Origin of the sequence: Dolichospermum compactum NIES-806 (assembly GCF_002368115.1) — a bacterium.
Taxonomy (GTDB): domain Bacteria; phylum Cyanobacteriota; class Cyanobacteriia; order Cyanobacteriales; family Nostocaceae; genus Dolichospermum; species Dolichospermum compactum.
The window spans coordinates 4,079,502-4,085,536 of the sequence record NZ_AP018316.1 but is presented as its reverse complement, the minus strand read 5'-3'; the positions used below and the strand labels follow the sequence as shown (position 1 = coordinate 4,085,536).

Annotated in this window: 5 protein-coding genes (1 of these 5 only partly in view); 4 read left to right on the top strand and 1 reads right to left on the bottom strand. The window is 40.4% G+C overall.

The features are described from left to right. The first annotated feature begins 435 nt into the window (after positions 1–435). The 3 genes from CA730_RS18980 to CA730_RS18970 all read left to right on the top strand — a co-directional run bounded on the left by CA730_RS18980 (position 436) and on the right by CA730_RS18970 (position 3,825). Positions 436–1,074: a DUF3386 domain-containing protein gene (locus CA730_RS18980; protein WP_096669654.1), complete on the top strand. Its 639-nt coding sequence runs from the start codon at positions 436–438 to the stop codon at positions 1,072–1,074. 154 nt (positions 1,075–1,228) lie between these two features. Then, positions 1,229–1,462 (top strand): NifU family protein, encoded by a 234-nt coding sequence (locus tag CA730_RS18975; RefSeq protein ID WP_053537978.1) that lies wholly within the window; start codon positions 1,229–1,231, stop codon positions 1,460–1,462. Between the two features lie 128 nt (positions 1,463–1,590). After that, positions 1,591–3,825, top strand: coding sequence for a glycoside hydrolase (locus CA730_RS18970; protein WP_096671650.1), 2,235 nt, complete (start codon positions 1,591–1,593; stop codon positions 3,823–3,825). Positions 3,826–4,284: 459 nt separating this feature from the next. Here the strand turns inward: CA730_RS18970 and petE are convergent, their stop codons facing one another. Beyond that, positions 4,285–4,704, bottom strand: coding sequence for a plastocyanin (petE, locus tag CA730_RS18965; protein WP_096669652.1), 420 nt, complete (start codon positions 4,702–4,704; stop codon positions 4,285–4,287). A 184-nt stretch (positions 4,705–4,888) separates the two neighbouring features. Here petE and leuC point away from each other — a divergent pair, with 184 nt between their 5' ends. After that, positions 4,889–6,035: the 5' portion of a 3-isopropylmalate dehydratase large subunit gene (gene leuC, locus CA730_RS18960; protein WP_096669650.1), read on the top strand. It continues 257 nt past the right edge of the window; only the first 1,147 of its 1,404 coding nucleotides appear in the window; it begins with the start codon at positions 4,889–4,891; its stop codon lies off the right edge, out of view.

Here is a 6,035-nt window from a genome sequence, read left to right as displayed (position 1 = left end):
TTGCCCCTACGGAATTTTGTCAGAATCAGGATGTCCAGGATTAACAGGATGTTTGATAATTGTTGGGTTGATGAGTTTTTGGGAATGTTTGATATGCGTTTTTCTATGATATTGTTAATAACCTGACTATATATGACTGCAATAATTCCCACTATAATTTAATATTAGGCTAAATTCAGAAATTTGTCAAGGGGTAGTTAAGGATAATCTTGACAATATTGAGATAATGAAAATCCTCAAATCCTGGACATCCTGATTCAGACAATTTTAATTTATGCTATAGTCGGAATAGACCCAAACAACACAAACAACATAATCCTCTGAAAAGCTGCCACATACCACATCCCACGTAAAAACACAAATATATTTTTGTATAATTTAAAAAACAACAACTTTGAATTAAACTGTTAAGGAAAGCGCAGTCAAAGTGGTGATATGGCAATTCAGTCAACAGCAGGAATTTTATTTCAAACTGCTTATGAAAGTCGTTACACTTGGGATGAACACTTTCCTGGTTATACTGCCGATGTGCAACTACTACAGGAAGGAGAAGTTTATAAGGGCAAAATTCAGATTGACCGTAACTTGAATGTAGAAATTACAGGAGTTGCAGATAAACAAATAGAGGCAGGAATTGATATTCAGTTACAGGAAATAATTACCCGCTGTCAAAGCAGCGATTTCCAAAGTTTTTACGGTCAACATGAATTTAGTTTGGGTGATACGGCAGAAACAGTTTTTGTTAAAAGTGAAAATACTGATTCTCACTATCAAGTCCGTAACCAAAAAATATATCAAGAAATTCGGGTTATGGGTCGGATGTCTTTGGAGGTTAATTCTGAGCAATTCCTAGAAGCAGACTCCGGTTATATCCCTGCTGTTTATGATGTAGTTTTTCGCAATTCGCAAACAGGTGATGTTAATAGCATCCTCAAGTTTACGGATACATATCAAAAATTTGGTAATTACTACATTTTAACGAAGCAGGTAGTGGCAGAATATGAAGATGGGAAAACTGCAACTCCTCAATCAATTACTGAGTTTGTTTATTCCAATATTCAGCTACTGGAATAGGGAAGAGGCAGGGAGCAGGGAGCAGGGGAGAAAAATATTCTTTTGCAACTGACCAATAACCAATGACTAATGACCAATTATCCATTTCCAGCCTACACTAGATAATTAGCAACTCGGATAATTACCAATTTATTTACTAAGCAGGTCTAAACCTATGGAACTAACGATAGAAAATGTAGAAACTGTATTAGACGAGATGCGCCCTTATCTCATGTCTGATGGTGGTAACGTAAAACTCGTAGAATTGGATGGACCGATTGTTAAAGTCGAGTTACAGGGTGCTTGTGGTTCTTGTCCCAGTTCCACTATGACTCTGAAAATGGGTATTGAACGCCGTCTTAAGGAAATGATTCCTGAAATCTCTGAAGTAGAACAAGTTGTAGGATAAGTTTCTGAAGTAAAAAAAGTTATCTAAATCGCTGGTAATGGGGAATGGGGGAAGAGGTAATTGGTAAGATATACTTGTCACCTGTTCCTCGTTCCTTATTTCTCGTCACTTACTCTTTTATATATTATATGTCTCATCCTTTGCACGTTGCGTTTATCTGGCATCAACATCAACCGTTGTATAAATCTCCTGAAAATGGTAGTTCTCTGGTGACTAGTCAACAATATCGCTTGCCTTGGGTACGTTTACATGGGACTAAGGATTATTTGGATTTAGTATTATTGTTAGAGAAGTATCCTAAGTTGCACCAAACGGTGAATTTAGTGCCTTCGTTAATATTGCAATTAGAAGATTATGTTGCGGGTACGGCTTTTGACCCTTATTTAACTGCTAGTTTGACTCCTGTAGAAAAGTTGACTCGTGAACAAAAGGAGTTTATTGTTCAACATTTCTTTGATGCTAACCATCATACTTTGATTGATCCCCATCCTCGTTATGCCCAGTTATATTATCAAAGACAGGAACAGGGACAAAATTGGTGTTTAGCAAATTGGCAGTTGTCAGATTATGGAGATTTACTAGCTTGGCATAATTTAGCTTGGATTGATCCTTTGTTTTGGCATGATCCAGAAATTGCGGCATGGTTAGCACAAGGGCGTAATTTTAGTTTAGGCGATCGCCAGCGCATTTATTCCAAACAGCGGCAAATCCTCAGTCAGATTATTCCCCAACACCGGAAAATGCAGGACAGTGGACAACTGGAAGTTACCACTACACCCTATACGCACCCTATTTTACCCCTCCTAGCTGATACTAACGCTGGACGAGTAGCAGTGCCACAGATGACATTACCTAAACAGCGGTTTCAGTGGGTGGAAGATATTCCTCGACATTTACAAAAATCCTGGGATTTATATATAGATAGGTTTGGACAAGAACCGAGAGGTTTGTGGCCTTCCGAACAGTCCGTTAGTCCAGAAATATTACCGTATATTATTAAACAAGGCTTTAAATGGATTTGCTCAGATGAAGCAGTTTTAGGTTGGTCATTAAAACACTTCTTTCATCGAGACGCTGCGGGAAATGTCCAAGAACCAGAATTACTTTATCGTCCCTATCGTCTGCAAACCCCGGCCGGTGAAGTAGCGATTGTTTTCCGTGATCATAGATTATCAGATTTAATTGGCTTTACATACAGTGCAATGCCGGCGAAAAAAGCAGCAGCGGATTTAGTCGGACATTTGCAAGCGATCGCTAAACAACAAAAAGAAAGTAACGATGATCAACCTTGGTTAGTGACAATTGCCCTAGACGGGGAAAATTGTTGGGAATTTTATCCCCACGACGGGAAAGACTTCTTGGAAACATTGTATGAAAGTTTGAGCAATGAACCCCATATCAAACTTGTCACCGTTTCCGAATTCATTGAAAAACACCCACCCACCACCACTATTCCCGCTGCACAACTCCATAGTGGTTCTTGGGTAGACGGCAATTTTACCACATGGATCGGAGATCCCGTCAAAAACCGCGCCTGGGACTATCTCACCGCAGCTAGACAAATCTTAGCAAATCATCCCGAAGCCACAGAAGAAAACAACCCCGCAGCTTGGGAAGCTTTGTATGCGGCTGAAGGTTCAGACTGGTTTTGGTGGTTTGGTGAAGGGCATTCTTCCAACCAAGATGCCATTTTTGACCAATTGTTTCGGGAACATCTCTATGGCATTTACAAAGCCTTAAATGAACCCATACCTCCATATCTGCACACTCCGCTGGAAATTCATGAAGCCCGTTCAGACCATAAACCACAGGGCTTTATTCATCCTTTCATAGATGGTAAAGGTGATGAACAGGATTGGGATAAAGCTGGGCGGATTGAAGTTGGTGGTGCTAGAGGAACTATGCACAATAGCAGCACTATCCAACGTTTATGGTATGGGGTAGACCATTTGAATTTTTATGTGCGAGTAGATTTTAAAACTGGCGCTGTTCCTGGCAAAGATATACCTCCAGATTTACACCTATTCTGGTATTATCCAGATAGGACAATGGTAAATAGTTCCATACCTCTAGCCGAAGTACCAGACAGCGCACCTTTGAATTATCTATTTCACCATCATTTGGAAGTTAATTTACTCAGTCAATCGGTGCAGTTTCGAGCCGCAGGAGATAATTATCTATGGTATCCCCGTGCCTCTCGCGCCCAAGTTGCGTTAGATTCTTGTTTAGAAATAGCAGTACCTTGGGCTGATTTGCGAGTCCCTCCAGATTATCCTCTGCGGTTGATTTTAGTGTCTTCTGATGATGGTTGTTTTTCTGGTTATGTTCCAGAAAATGGTCTGATTCCTATTGATGTTCCTTAGTGAAATTCTCCCGATTTTTATCGGGATTTCTGATTTTTGCTTCATGCAGAGGTACAAAGGAACATCTTTTTTTTTGACTGAAGCTCTAAACTCTGAAACTTTAGTTTCTTATCTGTTTTTTGTAATATTAAGTCAGCTTTTTGATTTGCTGATATACTGCAAACGGTTTATTGTTTAACTAAATATGGAACCCCTCTCCAAACCTCTCCCCGCAACGGGGAGAGGCTTTGAGACTGTTATTTGTATTATAAAAAAGTCCAAGTTTTAGCCGTTTTGAGTATAGCTAATGTAAGTAGGTGGGGGTTAAAAATTGTCGTTGGGGCAAGGGAACAGGGAACTCTTAACAGGGAACAGGAAGAGAGTTTTGAGTGATTTTAGTTTTCTTCACATACCTTTAAATTTTTCTGTTCACCTACTTACCATCCCTGTACATTAACAAGGATGGTAAGTAGCTATATATTAACCTTCAACAGTGATTTTACCAACCATGCCCGCACCACGGTGGGGTTGGCAATAGAAGGTATAATCACCAGCAGGAGCGTCAGCAGGAAAAGTGGTGGTTTGTTTTTGTCCGGGGTTTAGTAATAACTTTGTATGGGACAAGGATTTAGCTAAATCAGCACTCTTAGCGGGGTTTTTCTTAGCATCAAAGACAACATTGTGGGGAGGAACTTTGTTGTTTACCCATTCAATTGTGTCACCAGCTTTAACAGTCAATTTCTTGGGTTCAAAGGCTAACATACCTTTATCACTGCCCAGTTTAACTGTATATGTTTCCGCAGATGCAGTAGGAGTGAATACCGCAAAGCTACCAAAAATTACAATAACTGTTAATACAGCTAGGCTCAAGCGTCGCAAAGTTGCTGCGATAGATTTCATGGTTCTGTCCTGTGGAAGTATGTTTATTGTTCTCATTTCATTTTAAATACAATCAATGCCAAATATGACAACCCGTCATATATTTTTTTTGTTAACTACTATCGGCAGCTAGATTTCTAAAATTCCATTGCCACCAAATTTCTGATACAATCGAAAATCCGACTCCTTTAACATAGATTGATGTATGAGCAAAGGTACACTATTTGACAAAGTTTGGGACTTACACACCGTTGGTACATTACCATCAGGATTAACACAACTATTTATTGGACTACATCTTATTCATGAAGTTACCAGTCCTCAAGCCTTTGCAATGCTGAAGGAGCGGGATTTAAAAGTATTATTTCCACAACGGACAATAGCCACAGTTGATCATATCGTTCCCACAGAAAACCAAGCTCGTCCCTTTGTGGATAGTATGGCTGAAGAAATGATTCAGGCATTAGAAAAGAGTTGTCAAGAAAATGACATAACTTTTTATAATATTGGTTCAGGAAATCAAGGAATAGTTCATGTCATCGCCCCTGAATTGGGACTAACACAACCAGGAATGACCATCGCTTGTGGAGATAGCCATACATCAAGTCATGGTGCATTTGGTGCGATCGCCTTTGGTATCGGTACAAGCCAAGTTAGAGACGTTCTCGCCTCCCAAACCCTATCATTATCAAAACTCAAAGTCCGCAAAATCGAAGTTAACGGACAACTCAAACCCGGAGTTTACGCCAAAGACGTAATATTACACATCATCCGGAGACTAGGCGTAAAAGGTGGCGTAGGCTACGCTTACGAATTTGCTGGAACAACCTTTACCCAGATGAACATGGAAGAACGGATGACCGTTTGTAACATGGCCATAGAAGGTGGAGCACGATGTGGATACGTCAACCCCGATCAAATTACCTACGATTATCTACAAAATAGAGACTTTGCTCCCCAAGGTGCAGACTGGGAAAAGGCCATTGCTTGGTGGGAATCTCTCAGCAGTAATGCTGACGCAGAATATGATGATATAGTAGTATTTAATGCCGAAGATATTCCCCCCACAGTCACATGGGGAATTACACCCGGTCAGGGAATTGGCGTAGATGAAAAAGTCCCCACAGCCGCAGAACTTTTAGAAGAAGACCGCTTCATCGCCGAAGAAGCATACCGCTACATGGACTTATATCCCGGTCAACCCATCCAAGGCACAAAAATAGATGTCTGCTTCATTGGTAGCTGCACCAACGGACGCATCAGCGACCTGAGAGAAGCCGCCAAAATTGCCCAAGGTCGCCAAGTTGCAAAAGGTATAAAAGCCTTCGTAGTTCCTGGTTCAGAAAGAGTCA